At 63.8% G+C, this 17,063-nt stretch carries 20 protein-coding genes; 10 read left to right on the forward strand and 10 right to left on the reverse strand.

Annotated elements, in window-relative coordinates:
* Window positions 1–38: 38 nt before the first annotated feature.
* The 4 genes from speB to KLP42_RS12070 all read right to left on the reverse strand — a co-directional run bounded on the left by speB (window position 39) and on the right by KLP42_RS12070 (window position 2,933).
* Complete coding sequence (speB, locus tag KLP42_RS12055; RefSeq protein WP_215566982.1) at window positions 39–1,001, reverse strand: agmatinase; 963 nt, start codon at window positions 999–1,001, stop codon at window positions 39–41.
* A gap of 97 nt (window positions 1,002–1,098) precedes the next feature.
* Window positions 1,099–2,175 (reverse strand): MBL fold metallo-hydrolase, encoded by a 1,077-nt coding sequence (locus KLP42_RS12060; protein ID WP_215566983.1) that lies wholly within the window; start codon window positions 2,173–2,175, stop codon window positions 1,099–1,101.
* Window positions 2,176–2,247: 72 nt separating this feature from the next.
* On the reverse strand, window positions 2,248–2,685 hold the full coding sequence (locus KLP42_RS12065; RefSeq protein ID WP_215566984.1) for a type II toxin-antitoxin system VapC family toxin: 438 nt from the start codon (window positions 2,683–2,685) through the stop codon (window positions 2,248–2,250).
* The gene (locus KLP42_RS12070) at window positions 2,685–2,933 is read right to left on the reverse strand and encodes a type II toxin-antitoxin system VapB family antitoxin (RefSeq protein ID WP_252192946.1); all 249 of its coding nucleotides are present in this window, start codon (window positions 2,931–2,933) and stop codon (window positions 2,685–2,687) included. Before KLP42_RS12070 ends, KLP42_RS12065 begins: the two co-directional genes overlap by 1 nt.
* A 307-nt stretch (window positions 2,934–3,240) precedes the next feature.
* On the opposite strand from KLP42_RS12070, the gene ffh reads away from it, so the two are divergent.
* The 5 genes from ffh (at window position 3,241) to trmD (ending at window position 7,012) form a co-directional block, all read left to right on the forward strand.
* A complete protein-coding gene (gene ffh / locus KLP42_RS12075) occupies window positions 3,241–4,809 on the forward strand; it encodes a signal recognition particle protein (protein ID WP_215566985.1) in 1,569 nt (522 codons plus the stop codon).
* Between the two features lie 14 nt (window positions 4,810–4,823).
* The gene (locus tag KLP42_RS12080; protein ID WP_215566986.1) at window positions 4,824–5,144 is read left to right on the forward strand and encodes a chorismate mutase; all 321 of its coding nucleotides are present in this window, start codon (window positions 4,824–4,826) and stop codon (window positions 5,142–5,144) included.
* 66 nt (window positions 5,145–5,210) lie between these two features.
* Window positions 5,211–5,576, forward strand: a complete 366-nt coding sequence (gene rpsP / locus KLP42_RS12085; RefSeq protein ID WP_215566987.1) for a 30S ribosomal protein S16 — start codon at window positions 5,211–5,213, stop codon at window positions 5,574–5,576.
* A gap of 129 nt (window positions 5,577–5,705) precedes the next feature.
* Entirely contained in the window at window positions 5,706–6,305 is a 600-nt protein-coding gene (rimM, locus tag KLP42_RS12090; protein WP_215566988.1) for a ribosome maturation factor RimM, read from the forward strand.
* An 8-nt stretch (window positions 6,306–6,313) separates the two neighbouring features.
* On the forward strand, window positions 6,314–7,012 hold the full coding sequence (trmD, locus tag KLP42_RS12095) for a tRNA (guanosine(37)-N1)-methyltransferase TrmD (protein WP_215567172.1): 699 nt from the start codon (window positions 6,314–6,316) through the stop codon (window positions 7,010–7,012).
* Here the strand turns inward: trmD and KLP42_RS12100 are convergent.
* Window positions 6,994–7,740, reverse strand: a complete 747-nt coding sequence (locus tag KLP42_RS12100) for a sulfite exporter TauE/SafE family protein (RefSeq protein WP_215566989.1) — start codon at window positions 7,738–7,740, stop codon at window positions 6,994–6,996. The two genes, trmD and KLP42_RS12100, sit on opposite strands and share 19 nt — an antisense overlap.
* 279 nt (window positions 7,741–8,019) lie before the next feature.
* Between KLP42_RS12100 and rplS the strand changes: the two genes are divergently transcribed.
* Window positions 8,020–8,526 (forward strand): 50S ribosomal protein L19, encoded by a 507-nt coding sequence (gene rplS / locus KLP42_RS12105; protein WP_215566990.1) that lies wholly within the window; start codon window positions 8,020–8,022, stop codon window positions 8,524–8,526.
* 51 nt (window positions 8,527–8,577) lie between these two features.
* Here the strand turns inward: rplS and blaOXA are convergent, their stop codons facing one another.
* The 3 genes from blaOXA to KLP42_RS12120 all read right to left on the reverse strand — a co-directional run bounded on the left by blaOXA (window position 8,578) and on the right by KLP42_RS12120 (window position 11,399).
* Window positions 8,578–9,417 (reverse strand): class D beta-lactamase, encoded by an 840-nt coding sequence (blaOXA, locus tag KLP42_RS12110; protein WP_215566991.1) that lies wholly within the window; start codon window positions 9,415–9,417, stop codon window positions 8,578–8,580.
* A gap of 68 nt (window positions 9,418–9,485) precedes the next feature.
* Complete coding sequence (locus KLP42_RS12115; RefSeq protein ID WP_215566992.1) at window positions 9,486–9,989, reverse strand: nuclear transport factor 2 family protein; 504 nt, start codon at window positions 9,987–9,989, stop codon at window positions 9,486–9,488.
* A gap of 135 nt (window positions 9,990–10,124) precedes the next feature.
* Window positions 10,125–11,399 carry an MFS transporter gene (locus tag KLP42_RS12120; protein WP_215566993.1) on the reverse strand — a complete coding sequence of 425 codons (1,275 nt, stop codon included), beginning with the start codon at window positions 11,397–11,399 and terminating at the stop codon, window positions 10,125–10,127.
* A gap of 187 nt (window positions 11,400–11,586) precedes the next feature.
* Between KLP42_RS12120 and KLP42_RS12125 the strand changes: the two genes are divergently transcribed.
* Together KLP42_RS12125 and KLP42_RS12130 are read left to right on the forward strand one after the other, a co-directional pair.
* Entirely contained in the window at window positions 11,587–12,387 is an 801-nt protein-coding gene (locus KLP42_RS12125) for a basic amino acid ABC transporter substrate-binding protein (protein ID WP_215566994.1), read from the forward strand.
* A 6-nt stretch (window positions 12,388–12,393) separates the two neighbouring features.
* On the forward strand, window positions 12,394–13,209 hold the full coding sequence (locus KLP42_RS12130; protein ID WP_215566995.1) for an amino acid ABC transporter permease: 816 nt from the start codon (window positions 12,394–12,396) through the stop codon (window positions 13,207–13,209).
* A 3-nt stretch (window positions 13,210–13,212) separates the two neighbouring features.
* On the opposite strand, the gene ppk2 is transcribed toward KLP42_RS12130, so the two are convergent.
* Entirely contained in the window at window positions 13,213–14,118 is a 906-nt protein-coding gene (gene ppk2, locus KLP42_RS12135; RefSeq protein WP_215566996.1) for a polyphosphate kinase 2, read from the reverse strand.
* 357 nt (window positions 14,119–14,475) lie between these two features.
* Here ppk2 and leuC point away from each other — a divergent pair, with 357 nt between their 5' ends.
* On the forward strand, window positions 14,476–15,885 hold the full coding sequence (gene leuC, locus KLP42_RS12140; protein ID WP_215566997.1) for a 3-isopropylmalate dehydratase large subunit: 1,410 nt from the start codon (window positions 14,476–14,478) through the stop codon (window positions 15,883–15,885).
* A 155-nt stretch (window positions 15,886–16,040) separates the two neighbouring features.
* Window positions 16,041–16,598 (forward strand): GNAT family N-acetyltransferase, encoded by a 558-nt coding sequence (locus KLP42_RS12145; protein WP_215566998.1) that lies wholly within the window; start codon window positions 16,041–16,043, stop codon window positions 16,596–16,598.
* A gap of 7 nt (window positions 16,599–16,605) precedes the next feature.
* Here the strand turns inward: KLP42_RS12145 and KLP42_RS12150 are convergent, their stop codons facing one another.
* Window positions 16,606–16,989, reverse strand: coding sequence for a DUF2794 domain-containing protein (locus KLP42_RS12150; protein WP_215566999.1), 384 nt, complete (start codon window positions 16,987–16,989; stop codon window positions 16,606–16,608).
* Window positions 16,990–17,063 lie beyond the last annotated feature (74 nt).

The following is a 17,063-nucleotide window of genomic DNA, read 5'->3' on the forward strand; positions in this document are numbered from 1 at the left end:
CCCGTCCCGAACGGGAGGGCTTGCTCAGAGGGGGGCGATCAGCCGGCGCGGCGGCGTGCCACGCAGGGCGCCATCACGCACAGCAGTTCGAACAGGATGTTGGCGCCCGCGAGCGCCGTCAGCCCGGCAACGTCGAACGGTGGCGCAACCTCCACCACATCGGCCCCGACAATGTCGATACCGGCCAGCAGGCGCACCAGTTGCTGTGCCTCGCGGGTGGTGAAGCCGCCGATTTCCGGCGTGCCGGTGCCCGGCGCCATTGAGGGATCGATGCTGTCGATGTCGAAGGTGACATAGGTCGCGCCCTCGCCGACGATGGCGCGTGCTTCCGCCATCACGTCCTCGACGCCGCGTGCGACGAATTCCTCCATGTAGATGATGCGGATGCCCTGGGATTTCGCCCAGTCATGGTCGGTCGTGTCATAGATCGAGCCACGAATGCCGATCTGCACCACGCGCTTCGGATCGAGCAGGCCTTCCTCGATCGCGCGGCGGAAGGGTGTGCCGTGCGTGTACTTGTTGCCGCCGAAATAGCTGTCATTGGTGTCGGTATGGGCATCGAAATGCACCATGCCAACCGCTCGGGCTTTTGCCACGGCCCGGAGCACCGGCAGCGTCGTCAGATGGTCGCCACCGACGCAAAGCGGCAGCGCCCCGGCCGAGACAATGGCGGCAATGCCGTCCTCGATCCGCCTCAGCCCGTCCATCAGGTCGATGGGATTGACCGAGACATCGCCCACATCGGCAACATTGGCGATGGAGAAGGGCTCGACGCCCGAGACATGGTGCACGCGGCGGATCAGGCTGGACTGGTTGCGCACCTCGCGCGGCCCGTGTCGGGCGCCGGCGCGATTGGTCGTGCCGCCATCCCAGGGAATGCCGACCAGGGCGATGTCGAGCCCCTCGGGCGAAGGAACGGCCGGCAGGCGCATGAAGGTGGAATGGCCGGCAAAGCGCGGCACTTCGGCCGCATCGACAGGCTGGTGGAAGATCGAGGTCATCAAGGGCTCCGGTGAGGAAGGCAGGCAAAGGCAATGCTGCTGCAGTGCAGCAGAACCGGCTGCTGCTGTAAATGCTCCCCGGCCAAAAGATTGGCGGTCAGGCGTCCGGCACCTCGAAGATCTCGCCCGGCCTGAGGGCGCGGAAACGACCGGGCTCGATTGCGGCGGCGGTCAGCGCATTGCGAAGCGCCGCCAGCGGTTCCTCTATGCCCTCGTCGGTCAGCTTCACCGTGCCCCAGTGATGGCCGACGGCATGGGCGGCGCGGGCAAGCTGCATGCCGGCCACCGCCTCCTCCGGATTCTGGTGCTGCGCCTGCATGAACCAGCGCGGCTCGTATGCGCCGATCGGCAGGATGGCGAGACGGAAGCTTCCGTGTTTTTGCGCGGCCGCCCGGTAATTGATGCCCTGGTGAAAGCCAGTATCGCCGATGTGGTAGATCCTGCCGGCCTGGGTTTCGATCACGAAGGCGCCCCAGAGCGCCATGCGCCGGTCGTTCAGCCCGCGCGCCGACCAGTGGTGGCAGGGTTCGCAATGGATGGTGACATTCTTGCCGGCATAGGTCTGCGCTCCCCAGTCCATGACGGTAATGCGTGGATTGTCCAGGTCCGGAGCGAAGATCGCATCATTGCCGAGCGGCGTGATGAAATGCGGCCGATGCGCCGCATGCAGACGCTTCAGTGTGTCGAGATCGAGATGGTCGTAGTGATTGTGCGTGACGATGACGATATCGACGGGTGGCAGGTCTTCCAGCCGGATGCCCGGTGCATTGACACGCTTCGGACCGGCAAAGGAGACGGGGCTTGTTCGCTCCGCCCAGACCGGATCGGTCAGGATATTGAGGCCGGCCACCTGGATCAGCATCGAGGCATGGCCAACCATGGTGACGACGAGCCGGTTGCCCGTCACCCGCTTCTCCGGCACGGCGGGCGCAAACGGGCTCGGATAGGCCTCCGGCCAGGCAATGCTCTTGCCGTTCAGGCGCCAGCGCAGCAGGTTCGTGAAACCCTTCGGCTCCTCGCCGCCGGGATTGAAGAAGCGGGTTCCATCGAAATGGTCCGAAACCGGCCCCTTGTAATAGCGATTGGCTGCCATGGCTCTCCCTGCCGCCAGTCCGCCGCCGAGAAGCGCGAGACTGCCGATGCCTGTCCATTTCAAGAATTGGCGTCGTTTCATCAGGAATCTATAGGAAGTGAGTGGTAAGGCTTCAAGCGATGCTACGTCCGGTGACGCGGCCGGATCAGCGCCTCAGGCCGGTATCGCGTCGGTTCTGGCGAAATCGTCCCCGACGAACAGCAGCGGTATATCCAGCGCCTTCGCTGCGGCATAGGCGAAGCAATCGCCGAAATTCAGCCTCGCCGGATGGCCCGTGGCGCGGCCGAACCGGCGGGCTGCGTCCAGCGCCAGTCGGTGCGTGCCGGCCTCGATCGGGACTTCGATGGCGCCTATTGCGTTCATGAAGTCCTCCACATCGGCCTGCACCTCTGCCAGAAGTGCTGCAGGTGTCGGCACCTGATCTCCATAGATCGAGATCGCGGTCTTCCTGGCCAGGCTGACGACCGCCTCATACATGGTGATGGAGGAATAGTGGATTGGGCCGGCTGCCTCTCGAATACGTCTCAGCAGATCGTCGGCCAAAGCTTCCCGGGCCAGGATGGCGACCACGGCTGATGCATCCAGGAACATCAGACTTCCCACATTTCGTCCATGTAGGCCTTGTCATCATAACGGGCTGGATGATTTCCCATGCGAGACGCAATCCTGTCCTGAATCCTGGCAACGCTGTCTGTGGGAGGCTGCCTGCCTTCGCTCCGCTTCAATTCGTTCTGGAGCGCCCGGCGAACCGCCTCGGATTTGCTCTTCGCGCCCAGCCGTCGCATGACTTCGCTCGCCAAGGCGTCGATTTCCGCATCGCGAATGTCAAGGGACATCATCGGCCTCCAATCAACGAACCAGACACATCCTACCATAAGGCACGACCCACCGCAAAACCGGGGGGGCGCAAAAATCCCGCAAAGCCTTGACTTCCGCGGTCCCATCGGGTTTAAGCACGTCGATCTGCTTAAAGTTGACGAGACTTTAGCCACCGACCGGGACCCGCAAAGGTATAAAGAGATCCCGGAGGTCAACACCCGACAGCGCGTTGCGCCCTCGGGTGCTTTTTGGCTTTGCGTCTTGTTTTCGGGCGGTGAAGACCCGACGTTTCCGGTTCGACCGGCAAATGTCTAGAAGGATGAAACGATGTTCGAAAACCTCCAGGACCGTCTTGGTTCCATCTTGAGTGGACTGACCGGCCGTGGCGCGCTCTCCGAGGCGGATGTCTCGGCAGCCCTGCGCGAGGTTCGCCGTGCGCTGCTCGAAGCGGACGTGGCGCTGGAAGTCGTGCGCGCCTTCACCGACCGGGTGCGCGAAAAGGCGGTTGGCGCCGAAGTTCTGAAGTCGATCAAGCCCGGCCAGATGGTCGTCAAGATCGTCCATGACGAACTCATCGAGATGCTGGGCGCCGAGGGCGTTTCCATCGACCTGCATGCGGCCGCCCCGGTCGTGATCATGATGGTCGGCCTGCAGGGCTCCGGCAAGACCACCACCACCGGCAAGATCGCCAAGCGCCTGACCGAGCGTGACAAGAAGAAGGTCCTGATGGCCTCGCTGGACACGCGTCGTCCGGCCGCCCAGGAGCAGCTGCGCCAGCTGGGCCAGCAGACGGGTGTCGACACGCTGCCGATCATCGCCGGCCAGTCGCCCACCGATATTGCTGCCCGCGCCGTGCAGGCCGCCAGGCTCGGCGGCCACGATGTCGTCATCCTCGACACCGCAGGCCGCACGCATATCGACGAGCCGCTGATGGCCGAGATGGCCGAGATCAAGGCCCGCTCGAAGCCGCATGAAATTCTGCTGGTCGCCGACAGTCTGACCGGCCAGGATGCCGTTAACCTCGCCCGCAATTTCGATGAGCGCGTCGGCATCACCGGCCTCGTTCTGACCCGCATGGACGGCGATGGTCGCGGCGGCGCAGCCCTTTCGATGCGCGCCGTCACCGGCAAGCCGATCAAGCTGATCGGTGTCGGCGAAAAGATGTCGGAGCTCGAAGAGTTCCACCCGCGCCGCATCGCAGACCGCATCCTCGGCATGGGCGACATCGTGTCGCTCGTCGAGAAGGCGGCAGAGAATATCGACGCCGAAAAGGCGCGCGCCATGGCCGAGAAGATGGCCAAGGGCAAGTTCGACCTGAACGACCTTGCCGACCAGCTGCGCCAGATGAAGGCGATGGGCGGCATGGGCGGCATCATGGGTCTGATGCCCGGCATGGCGGGCATGAAGGACAAGCTGGCCGCCTCCGGCATGAATGACAAGATGTTCGACCGGCAGATCGCCATCATCTCCTCGATGACCAAGGCCGAGCGCGCCAATCCTGACATTCTGAAACACTCGCGCAAGAAGCGCATAGCCGCCGGTTCCGGCACGGATGCCGCCGAGATCAACAAGCTGCTCAAGATGCATCGCCAGATGGCCGACATGATGAAGGCCATGGGCGGCAAGGGCAAGGGCGGCATCATGAAGCAGATGATGGGCGGCCTTGCCGGCAAGATGGGCCTCGGCGGCCTTGGCGGCGGCATGCCGGACCTGTCGAATATGGACCCGAAGCAGCTGGAGGCGCTGGCCAAGCAGGCGGAAGCCGCGGGCTTCAAGCCGGGCTCGATGCCGGGTCTTCCCGGCGGAATGGGCGGCGGCCTGCCGGGTCTCGGCGGTGCCAAGCTGCCGGGTCTGGGTGGTCTTCCGGGGCTGCCCGGCATGCCGAAGAAGAAGTAGGGGGAGGGATGCGGATGGTCGATCCGAAGGTGAAGGAACAGCTCGGCAAATACCGCCAGTCGATCGACAACATCGACGCGGCGCTGGTGCACATGCTGGCCGAGCGTTTCCGCTGCACCAAGGAAGTGGGCATCCTGAAGGCCCAGTATGATTTGCCGCCGGCCGATCCGGCGCGCGAGGAATACCAGATCGAGCGGCTCCGTCGCCTGGCGAACGATGCCCAGCTTGATCCGGATTTTGCGGAGAAGTTCCTGAATTTCATCATCAGGGAAGTCATCCGTCACCATGAAGCCATTGCCGCCGAACATGGCGGTGCAACCGAAAAGACCGCCTGACGGCGGCCTCGACAACAGACAGCCCGTCGAAGAGGACGGCCTGAACCGAAACTGAAGGAGTTAGAAATGTCCCTGAAGATCCGTCTCGCCCGTGGTGGTTCCAAGAAGCGCCCGTATTATCACGTTGTCGTTGCCGATGCGCGTTCGCCGCGCGATGGCCGCTTCATCGCAACCGTCGGCTCCTGGAACCCGATGCTGGCCAAGGACAACGAACAGCGCGTCGTTCTCGATGCGGAAGCCATCAAGGCCTGGGTTGCCAAGGGCGCACAGCCGACCGACCGCGTTCTGCGCTTCATGGCGGAAGCCGGCATTGCCGAGCGCGAAGCCCGCAGCAACCCGACCAAGGCACAGCCCGGCAAGAAGGCTGTCGAGCGCGCCAAGGAAAAGGCTGCCAAGGCTGCCGAGGCCGCTGACGCTGCTGCTGCCGAATAAGTTCGGACGCATCCTTGCAATAACGGGCGGGTGGCATGGCGACATGCCGCCCGCCTGTCGTTTTCAACAGGCTGTTTTCAAGTCGTGCGATAGGCTGTAGAGCATCCGTCGATGAAAGAGGGAGCAAGCATGGCCAAGCTGGAAAACCCCGTCCTGATGGCAACGATCGGCGCGGCCCAGGGCCTGCGCGGCGAGGTTCGTGTGCGCGCCTTCACCGCAGATCCTTTGGCGCTCGGCGACTACGGCAACCTGCACAGCACGGATGGCCGCGTCTTCGAGATCCTCGAGATCCGCGAGGCGAAGACTGTCGTGATCGTGCGGTTCCGCGGCATCAACGACCGCAATGCGGCCGAGGCGCTGAACGGGCTCGAACTTTTCATCGACCGCGACAACCTGCCGGACGAAGAACTCGACGAGGACGAATTCTTCTATGCCGACCTCGAAGGGCTGGAAGCGGTCGATGCCGTGGGCAACAGCTATGGCCAGGTGAGCGGCGTCTTCGATTTCGGCGCGGGCGATCTTCTGGAACTCAAGGGGCCCGGCCGGCGCCCGACGCTCATTCCGTTCTCCGAGGCGGCCGTGCTGGAAATCGATCTGGAGGCCGGTCGCATCCTGGTCGATCCGGTGGCTGCCGGCCTGATCGACACGCCCGACGATGATGTGCCGCCCGAGCCGAAAGGCAAGGCGGGCGGTAAGGCCGGTCGCAAGCCGAAGGGCGAGGCAGAGTGACGGCGGCCATGTCCTATCGCGCCACCATCCTGACCCTTTATCCGGAGATGTTTCCGGGCCATCTCGGTCATTCGCTGGCCGGCAAGGCCATGGAGCGTGGCGACTGGTCGCTGGAGACGGTGCAGATCCGCGATTTCGCGACCGACCGGCATCGTACGGTGGACGATACGCCGGCCGGCGGCGGCGCCGGCATGGTGCTGAAGCCGGACGTGCTGGCGCGCGCCATCGATTCGGTGGCCGCCGATCCGCGTCCGCGCCTCCTGATGAGCCCGCGCGGCCGGCCGCTGTCACAGGAGCGCGTGCGACAGCTTGCCGACGGCGAGGGCGTGGTGATCGTCTGTGGCCGCTTCGAAGGAGTGGATCAGCGGGTCATCGAGGCCCGGGCGCTCGAGGAAGTCTCGATCGGCGATTACATCCTCTCCGGCGGCGAGCCGGCCGCGCTGACGCTGCTCGATGCGGTGGTGCGCATCCTGCCGGGCGTCATGGGCAATGCCGCCTCCGGCACGCATGAAAGCTTCGAGACCGGGCTTCTGGAGCATCCGCACTACACCCGGCCACAGGAGTTCGAGGGGCGCACCATTCCCGCCGTCCTCACCTCCGGCAACCATGCGGCCATCGACCGCTGGCGCCACGAGCAGGCGCTGGCGCTGACGAGAGAGCGCCGCCCGGACCTGCTTGCCAAGCCGTCTCAGCCGGTTACGAAGTAGTAGACGGTGAGTGCGGCGCCGACGGCCACGACGATCATCCGCATGACGGTCTGCGGCACGCGGCGCGCTGCCCAGACCCCTGCATAACCGCCGGCGGCCACGGCCGGGATCATCACGATCGCCTGCGGCCAGGCCACCACGCCGCCGCTTACGAACACCACGATGGCGACCGCCGCGATGACGGTCGCAAGCAGGTTCTTCAGTGCGTTCAGGTGATGATAGCTGCCGCCAGTCGTCAGTCCCAGCACGGCAAGCATCATGATGCCCATGCCGGCGCCGAAGAAGCCGCCATAGATTGCGGTGATCCCCTGGCCGACGAGGCTGGAAAGCGAGCTTGCGGAGCGCTCGGCGGAGGCCTTCGGCTTCAGAAGCGGGCCGGCCGCGAAGATGGCGGTGGCGGCGGCCAGCAGCCAGGGCACCAGCGCCCGGAAGGAGGGGTTGGAGAGCGCCAGCAGGATCAGCGCGCCGCCAAGCCCGCCAAGCGCCGAGATCACGGTCAGCGCCACGGCGCTGCGCCAGCGTTTCAGGAGTTCGTCCTTGTAGGCGAGCGTCGAGGTGACATAGCCCGGAAACTGCACGATCGATGAGGTGGCATTGGCGGAGATCGGCGGCAGGCCGGCCAGCGTCAGGGCGCCGAAGGTGAGAAAGGTGCCGCCGCCCGCAATCGCGTTGACGGCGCCCGAAAGAAAGCCTGCCACGAACAGCAGGGCAATCATTGCCAATGTCATGCGGTGTCCTCCCAAACGCCCATCCTCTTGCAGATAAAGGGCCGAAGCCGGCTGGACAAGCGAAGTTTCGCCCGATCTTTCGGCAGAATCCGCGCGGTGGCGGGGTGACAAGCGTGACGGTTTCGTGTATTGGCCGCGCACGGAAATGGGAGATGCTCCCGTTGACCGAAACAAAGGATGGCGAATCCGCCCCTGTCCGCAAGGGCACGGCTCCGAGGCACGATCCGAGGAAACCGATGCAGGGCGCTCTGGCTGTTTCAGAAAAACTCAGAGGTTAACATGACCAACATCATCGCTCAGTTGGAAGCCGAACAGGTTGCCAAGATCGAAGCCCAGCGCAAGCTGCCCGAATTTTCGCCCGGCGACACGCTGCGCGTCAACGTGAAGGTAACGGAAGGCAACCGTACCCGCGTTCAGGCCTATGAAGGCGTCTGCATCGCCCGCTCCGGCGGCGGCATCAACGAAAGCTTCACCGTTCGCAAGATTTCTTACGGCGAAGGCGTCGAGCGCGTATTCCCGGTCTACTCCCCGATGATCGAAGGCGTCGAAGTCGTCCGTCGCGGTAAGGTCCGTCGCGCCAAGCTCTACTACCTGCGCGATCGTCGCGGCAAGTCGGCCCGTATCGTCGAAGCAACCAACATCCGCGCCCGCAAGCTCAACGAAGCCGAGCGCAGTGCAGCCGCTGAAGAGCGCGCACGCGTCGAAGCTGAAAAGGTTGCAGCAGCACAGGCTCTCGCCGCCGAAAAGGCAGCAGCCGAAGCCGCCGCGGCAGCAGCATCGGAATAAGATTTTCCCTTCGGGATCTTGCTTTGGAAGGCGGGCTTCGGCCCGCCTTTTTCATTGGGCCCCTGCCTTCTCCAGGATCGCCGGCAGATCCTTCAGGATGGAATCGCGGGCCCGCGCGCTGGCGGAGCCGGGAAGCTTCTTCTCATCCTGCACGAGGCGCACGAAGACGATACTGCGCTCGCCCGCCTGGCCGAGGCCGACGAACCATCCCCAGGGGTGTTCGTAATCGAAGCGGCCATCCGCGGAGCGGGGATAGGCCATGCCTGTCTTGCCCCTCACCGTCCAGCCGGTGCCGGCCATGGAGAAGCTTTCCATGGCAGCCACGGTCTTGTCCATCGCCTGTGGTGCGACCGGAAGCGAACGGTTGGCGAGCCTGCGCAGGAAGGTGATCTGCTCCTGCGGCGAGATCTTCAGGGAAGAGGCGATCCAGGCACGTTTAAGGCCGTTGTCCTTGCCGGGGTCGCCGGAGAAATCGGCATTGCCATAGCCGAAGGCCTCGGCATAGGCGGTCAGCCTGCCGGAGCCAAGCGTGTGGGTAATGCGCTGGGAAAACCAGACCACCGAATATTTCAGCCAGCGCTCGGCATCCGTCGGCGTCTTCCATTCCGCCCCGCCCCAGTCCGGATCACCCTTGCGGATGGCAAGCACCGGGTCGTGGCCGTCTTTCAGGAAGCCGGAATCAAACCCCATCACCGCGAGCGGCACCTTGAAGGTGGAGGCTGGGGTGACGCGGCCGGTGCAATCGCCCTGTTGCGCCAGCACGGTTCCGCGCGCGGCATCCGCGACCATGGTGCAGATGGTTCGTGCCTGCGCGGGATCAGCCGCGAAAGCCGCCAGGGCGCCTGAAACAATCAGTGTGCCCGAGAAAACCAGGATGGGTGTGGTGCGCATGCTGTCATTCCTCCTCGACATCAAGCCGGCGCTTGTGAACCGGCAAGATGACGAGAAGGCGGCGCCGCTCACATTTTCACGGCCGAATCCCAGTGTTCGTCAGCCTTGCCATCGACGATCCGCCAGGTGTCGAACCAGGTCGTGGTGTAGGTTTTCGACGGATCCTTCGGGTCCTTTTCGGTGCGCACCGTGGCAACCGTGACGAGATCGCCTTCGGCCTGCACGAAAACGACCGGGCTCTTCAGCCTGTCCCGGATCGGCGTCGGCCTGGCGCCCAACACCTTGGTGAAGAAGTCGACCACGCCCTGCCGTCCGGAGGCGGCATTGGGATTGTGCTGGATGTAGCGCTCGGTCAGATAATCGGCGGCCTTGTCCCACTGGTTGGCTTCCAGCAGATCGCGATAGATCTTGTAGACCAGCTGCTTGTTGGCATTGAGCGCCGGATCGGGGCTGGTGAACAGGGCCTCCTTGTCGACGGCTTCGACAACCGCTTCCTGTGCGGCAGCGGAGTGGGGAAGGGTGATGGAGCCGAGCGCCAGAGCGCCAAGCAGTGCCAGGGCGGAATGTTTCATGCGGATTTCTCCCGGTGTGGATGCGCTGTCGAGATAGGCGCGCATCCGGCGCCGGAAAAGGAGGCATCTTCTCCGCCGATAGTATGGAAAAGGGAACTGCGGCCGCCCGGATCGGAAGTCGGACGGCTGCATGGTTCAGGCTTCGGCGCGCTTGCCGAGCATGCGCCCGACCAGAATGACGAGAACGCCCGCCACCGCCAGGCAGGCCGCCAGGAAGAACATCGGCGCGATGGTGCTGCCCGTCTCGTCGCGGATCCAGGGCACGACGTTCTGGGCGATGAAGCCGCCGAGATTGCCGACCGAATTGATCGCCGCGATGCCGGCGGCCGCACCGGCGCCCTTCAGGAAACGTCCCGGCAGGCTCCAGAACACCGGCTGGCCGGCGAAGATGCCGGCAGCCGCGATGCACAGAAGCGCAAACTGGAGAACAGGTGCCGTCACGATGGCGGAGAGCGTCAGGCAGATTGCGCCGAGAAAGGCAGGGCCGACGATATAGGGCGTCTTGTTGTCTGTCCGGTCGGCCATGCTCGGCACGATCCACAGCGCAAGCGCCACGATGAGCCAGGGGATCACGTTGATGAAGCCGTTTACCGTGTTGGTCACGCCAAACCCCTGCACGATGGTCGGCAGCCAGTAGCTGAGGCCATAGGCAGCCAGCGGAAAGCCGATATAGCAGATCGACATCAGCAGCACGCGCGGGTTGACGAGGGCCCTCAAGCCGCTTTCGGCATGCTCTTCCATGCCGGCATTTTCTGCCGCCAGCCGGTCATGCAGCCAGTCTTTCTGCGCGCGCGTCAGAAAGCGCGCCTTTTCCGGCGTGTCGTCGAGGTAGAACAGCGTCACGATACCGGCGAGAACCGCGGGAACGCCGGTGGCGAGGAACACCCATTCCCAGCCGGCATAGCCGAAGAGGCCGTCCAGATCGAGCAGCATGCCTCCGAGCGGTGCTCCGACTGCATTGGCAAAGGCGCTGAAGATCATGAACAGGCCCACCATGCGGCCGCGATAATCCTTGGGGAACCAGAGGGTCAGCAGGTAGAGCACGCCGGGGAAGAAGCCGGCTTCCGCCACGCCGAGCAGGAAGCGCAGGATATAGAACATCGTGGCGCTCGAGGTATAGGCCAGCGCGATGGTGATGATGCCCCAGCTCACCATGATGCGGGCAAACCATTTGGAGGCGCCGAAACGGTTGAGGAACAGATTGCTTGGCACCTCGAAGAGGAAATAGCCAATGAAGAACAGCGAGGCGCCGAGACCATAGGCATATTCGCTGAGGCCCAGCGCATCGACCATGTCGAGCTTGGCAAAGCTGACATTCTGGCGGTCGATATAGGCGATCAGATAGAGAAAGCCGAGAAACGGCATGAGTCGCCAGGTGATTTTGGCGATCAGTTGTTTTTCCGAGACCAAGAGGGTTCCTCCGCAGCAATCAGGTGCCCCCACCCGGCTGAACAGCGGAAACTAGAGGCGGCCGCACCGGCGGCAAGGGTTGAGCTGCGGTGACAGGTGCCGCAGCGGCTGCGTGCAGCATCGCGCCCCCTTGCCATTGACGGCATTTCCATGACAATCGGCAGTGCCACAAACTCGGGAGCCATTCATGATCCGCCGCCGCTCGCTTCTCGCCGGACTGTCCGCCCTTGTCCTTTCGCCGTTTGCTGCCGGCGCCGCAACCGGCCTGCCGGATCTCAAGGGCCGCACCATCGTGGTGGTGACGGAGAACGCCTATCCGCCGCTGCAGTTCGTCGATCCGAAGAGCGGCAAGCAGATCGGCTGGGAATATGATGCGATGGAGGAGATCGGCAAACGCCTCAACGCGAAGATCACCTACCAGAACACGTCCTGGGATGCGATGATCCAGGCGGTGTCCGACGGCCAGTACGACATCGGCATGACCGGCATCACCATCAAGGACGACCGCAAGGAGAAGGTGGATTTCTCCGATCCCTACATGCGCTCGCAGCAGTTCATGCTGGTGCGTGGCGACGAGACGCGCTTTTCCGATGCCAAAAGCTTCGCCGCCATCAAGGACGCGCTGATCGGCGCCCAGCCTGGCACGACGCCCTTCTACACGGCGGTTTACGAGGTTCTGGACGGCAACGAGCAGAACCCGCGCATCAAGCTGTTCGAAACCTTCGGGGCGACCGTGCAGGCGCTGAGGACCGGCGATGTCGACATGGTGCTGACGGACGGCACGGCCGGTCAGGGCTATGTGGATACCTCCAAGGGCGCCCTGAAGCTGGTGGGAGGCCCGCTCGGTTCCGAGGATTTCGGCTTCATCTTCAAGAAAGGCTCCGATCTGGTGGCGCCGGTCAATGCCGCGATTGCCGCGCTGAAGGCGGATGGCACCTTCGATCGCCTGAACAGGAAATGGTTCCTCGACTACAAGATGGGGGAATGAGCCCGCATGACCGCTGCGCCGCGCGGTGAGGGCCGCCGGGATTTCCCCTGGTGGGCCGTTGCCCTTGGCCTGATGATGGCGGCCATTGCCGTCGTCATCGCCGTCAACGATCTCTATGGACAGGTCTTCCTCGTCGTGACGAAGGGAATCGGCATCACCATCGGCGTGGCGCTGACGGCCTTTGCGCTGGCAACCGCGCTGGGGCTTGGCGTGGCGCTGGCCGGCCTCTCCGGCAGTCTCGTGCTGCGCCAGATGGCGCGCTTCTATGTCGAGACCATCCGCGGCATTCCGATCCTGGTGCTGCTGTTCTATGTCGCTTTCGTCGGCGCGCCGGCCATCATGGGAGCTTACGCCTTTCTTGCGGCGCCTTTGATCGAGAAGGGACTGTTGCCGGCACTTCTGGTGCGCGACTTCTCGCTGATGTGGCGCGCCATCATCGCGCTGATGATCGGCTACAGCGCCTTCATCGCGGAAATCTTCCGCGCCGGCATCCAGTCGATCGACCAGGGCCAGATCGATGCCGCCAAGGCACTCGGGCTGTCCCGGTTCCAGCGGTTCCGGCTCGTGGTGTTCCCGCAGGCGCTGAAGGTCATCTTCCCGCCGCTCTCCAACGATTTCGTCTCGATGGTGAAGGACAGTTCGCTGGTCTCGGTGCTGGGCGTCTCCGACATCACCCAGATGGCGAAGGTCTACGCCTCCGGTTCGTTCCGCTTCTTCGAAACCTATTCGATCCTCGCCTATGTCTACCTCATCCTCACCATCGGGCTGTCGATGGTCCTGAGACGCGCCGAGCGGCGTCTCAGGACGGCCTCCGGGCGATAGGCCTCAGTATTTCTCCGGCACATACATTTCGGCAGGCACCGGGTGGCGGATGTAATCCGCATGGCGGACGCGGGCGGGAAGCTCGATCGCCTGCTTCGGCACGTGCTCGTAGGGGATCTGCGAGAGAAGATGGGCGATCATGTTGAGGCGCGCCTTCTTCTTGTCGACCGCCTGCACGACCCACCATGGTGCTTCCGCGATATGCGTGCGCTCCAGCATCTCCTCCTTAGCACGGGTATAGTCTTCCCAGTGCACGCGGCTTTCAAGGTCCATTGGCGAGAGCTTCCACTGCTTCAGCGGGTCGTTGATGCGCATGCGGAAGCGGAATTCCTGTTCCTCGTCGGTGATCGAGAACCAGTATTTGAGCAGGATGATGCCGGAACGCACCAGCATCCGCTCGAAATCCGGCACGTCGCGGAAGAATTCCTCCACCTGGTCCGGTGAGCAGAAGCCCATCACGCGTTCGACACCGGCGCGGTTGTACCAGGAGCGGTCGAAGAGAACCATCTCGCCGGCCGAGGGCAGATGCGACACATAGCGCTGGAAATACCACTGGCTGCGTTCGCGCTCGGTCGGGGCGGGAAGAGCCACCACCCGGCAGACACGCGGGTTGAGACGCTGGGTGACGCGCTTGATGGCGCCGCCCTTGCCGGCCGAATCGCGGCCCTCGAACAGCACGACGACCTTCAGCTGCTTGTACTGCACCCAGTCCTGCAGGCGCACCAGTTCATGCTGCAGCTTGAAGAGTTCGCGGAAATAGGTACGCCGCTCCAGGGTCGGCTCGGACAGCCCTTCCTCGACCAGATCCTCCAGCCGCTCCTCCTCCAGCTGAAGCTCCAGTTCCTCGTCGAAACTGTCGACGATCTCTTCCTTGAGACGGCTAACGTCATCCTGCATCGGTGCGGTCATCGCAATCACTCCTGTTCCTTCCGAAGATGAAGCACGCAATGGCAAAGCCCGTGTGACAGACACACGACAGGGACATGCTTCGGCGCACGGCGAGCGCCAGCCAGGCCGCGGCGCCGGATTGCCGAGAGCCCGGAAAACTGCTAGAGCTTGCCGCATGGGATCAAAATTCGGATGCCTTGCGAACCATTATATCGTGCTGCAGGACCACAAGCGTCTGCCGGCACGGTTCTTCGCGCGCGTCTCCGGCGCACTGAACAGCCGACTTAGCACGCGCTGACCCTGCGTGTGACCGGCAGCACCGGCTGCCGATCCTTGTTCTTATTCTCATCTTCTTTCGACATCAGATGGATGGCAGCCATGAGCGCACCGCGTACTCTCTATGACAAGATCTGGGACGACCACGTCGTTTCCACCGACGACACCGGCACCTGTCTTCTCTACATCGACCGTCACCTCGTCCACGAAGTGACGTCGCCGCAGGCTTTCGAAGGCCTGCGTCTGGCCGGCCGCAAGGTTCGCGCCCCTTCGAAGACGCTGGCCGTTGTCGACCACAACGTGCCCACCACGCCGGATCGCCACATCGGCATCAAGAACGAGGAAAGCCGCATCCAGGTCGAGGCGCTCGCGCAGAACGCCAAGGACTTCGGCGTCGAATATTATTCGGAAAAGGACAAGCGCCAGGGTATCGTCCACATCGTCGGTCCGGAACAGGGCTTTACCCTGCCGGGCATGACGATCGTCTGCGGTGACAGCCACACCTCGACGCACGGCGCCTTCGGCGCGCTGGCGCATGGCATCGGCACCTCGGAAGTCGAGCATGTTCTGGCCACCCAGACGCTGGTGCAGAAGAAGGCCAAGAACATGCTGGTGCGCGTCGATGGCAAGCTGCCGGACGGCGTCACCGCCAAGGACATCATCCTCGCCATCATCGGCGAGATCGGCACGGCCGGCGGCACGGGCCATGTCATCGAGTTTGCCGGAGAAGCGATCCGCTCGCTCTCCATGGAAGGCCGTATGACGGTCTGCAACATGACGATCGAAGGCGGCGCCCGCGCCGGCCTCATCGCGCCGGACGAAACCACCTTCGAATACATCAAGGACAAGCCGCGCGCACCGAAGGGCAAGGCCTGGGACATGGCGCTCGACTACTGGAAGACGCTGCATTCGGACGAAGGCGCCCATTACGACCGCGTCGTCGTGCTCGATGCCGCCAACCTGCCGCCGATCGTCTCCTGGGGCTCCTCGCCGGAAGACGTGATTTCCGTTCAGGGCACCGTGCCGAACCCGGATGACATCCAGGACGAAACGAAGCGCACCTCCAAGTGGCGCGCGCTGGAGTATATGGGCCTGAAGCCGGGCACCAAGATCACCGATATCGCGGTTGACCGCGTCTTCATCGGCTCCTGCACCAATGGTCGCATCGAGGACCTGCGCGCCGCCGCCAAGGTGGTGGAGGGCCGCAAGGTCGCCGCCACCGTTTCGGCCATGATCGTGCCGGGCTCCGGCATCGTGAAGGAGCAGGCGGAAGCCGAGGGTCTCGACAAGATCTTCAAGGATGCCGGTTTCGAATGGCGCGAACCGGGCTGCTCCATGTGCCTGGCCATGAACGACGACCGCCTGAAGCCGGGCGAGCGGTGCGCCTCCACCTCGAACCGCAACTTCGAGGGCCGCCAGGGTTACAGGGGTCGCACGCATCTCGTCTCGCCCGCCATGGCGGCCGCAGCGGCCGTGGCCGGCCACTTCGTCGATATCCGCGAGTGGAAATAAGCCGCCCCGGATGCCTGGGATCCCGGTCCAGACGCGCCGCCGGTTCCGCGAGGAGCCGGCGGCTTTTTTCGATCATGACGCGGCAAGGCCGCTGCATGGTGTCGCCGAACATGCTTTATTGCCGCCATACCGACCCCGGATGACAGACCCCTCCCATGACCATTTGCCTGCGTGACGCTCTTGCCGCCGACCTTCCCATCATCACCGAGATCTACCGCGACAGCGTGCTGAACGGCACCGCGAGCTATGAAATCCTGCCGCCGGATGAAGCGGAGATGGCCCTGCGTTTCCAGGCGATCACCGGGAAGGGCTATCCCTATCTGGTGGCGCAGGACGAGAGCGGGACGATCCTCGGCTATGCCTATGCCTCGGCCTTCCGCACCCGTCCCGCCTATCGCTGGCTGGTGGAGGATTCGATCTATCTGGCGCCGCAGGCGCGCGGGCGCGGCATCGGCAGGATGCTGCTCTCGGCCCTGATCGACCGCACGACGGCGCTCGGCTTCCGGCAGATGGCCGCGGTGATCGGCGGCGCAAGCCCCGCTTCCGTTGCGCTGCATGCAGCGCTTGGCTTCGAGATGGTCGGCCGGATGCAAGGCACCGGCTACAAGCACGGCGCATGGCTGGATACGATCTTCATGCAGAGGGAACTGGGGGAGGGCCGCAGCACCCATCCCGATCTCGATTGCTATCCCGGCAGCCTGTTCGCCGGCTGACAGGGTCTCATTCGACCAGCTTCAGCACCTTGTCGAACACCTTCAGCACCTGGGCAAGCTCGTGGCCGCGCTTGAGGATCATGCCATGCGTGTTGACCACGCTATAGGCGCCCTGCTTGGCGGCGAGTTTCGGGTTCTTCTCGATGCGGTAGAGCGGCATTTCGCCCGAGCGCTTGAAGATGGAGAACACCGCCTTGTCGCGCAGATGGTCGATGGCATAGTCCTTCCACTCGCCTTCGCCCACCATGCGGCCATAGATCCACAGGATCTGGTCGAGTTCGCGACGGTGGAAGGTGACGGGGGCAGGGTCGGCTGTCTTGCGGTACTGGCTGAGATCGACGACGACGGCGTCCTCGGCAAAACCACCCGGCAAATCGGATTGATCGGTCATCAAGGCTCCCAACGCCATGTAACAGATGGATGACAGTGTGCCTCAGCCTGCAGAAATTGCAAGCCGCACGCAGG

Origin of the sequence: Rhizobium sp. CSW-27 (assembly GCF_018760785.1) — a bacterium.
In the GTDB taxonomy this organism is placed as follows: Bacteria; Pseudomonadota; Alphaproteobacteria; order Rhizobiales; family Rhizobiaceae; genus Neorhizobium.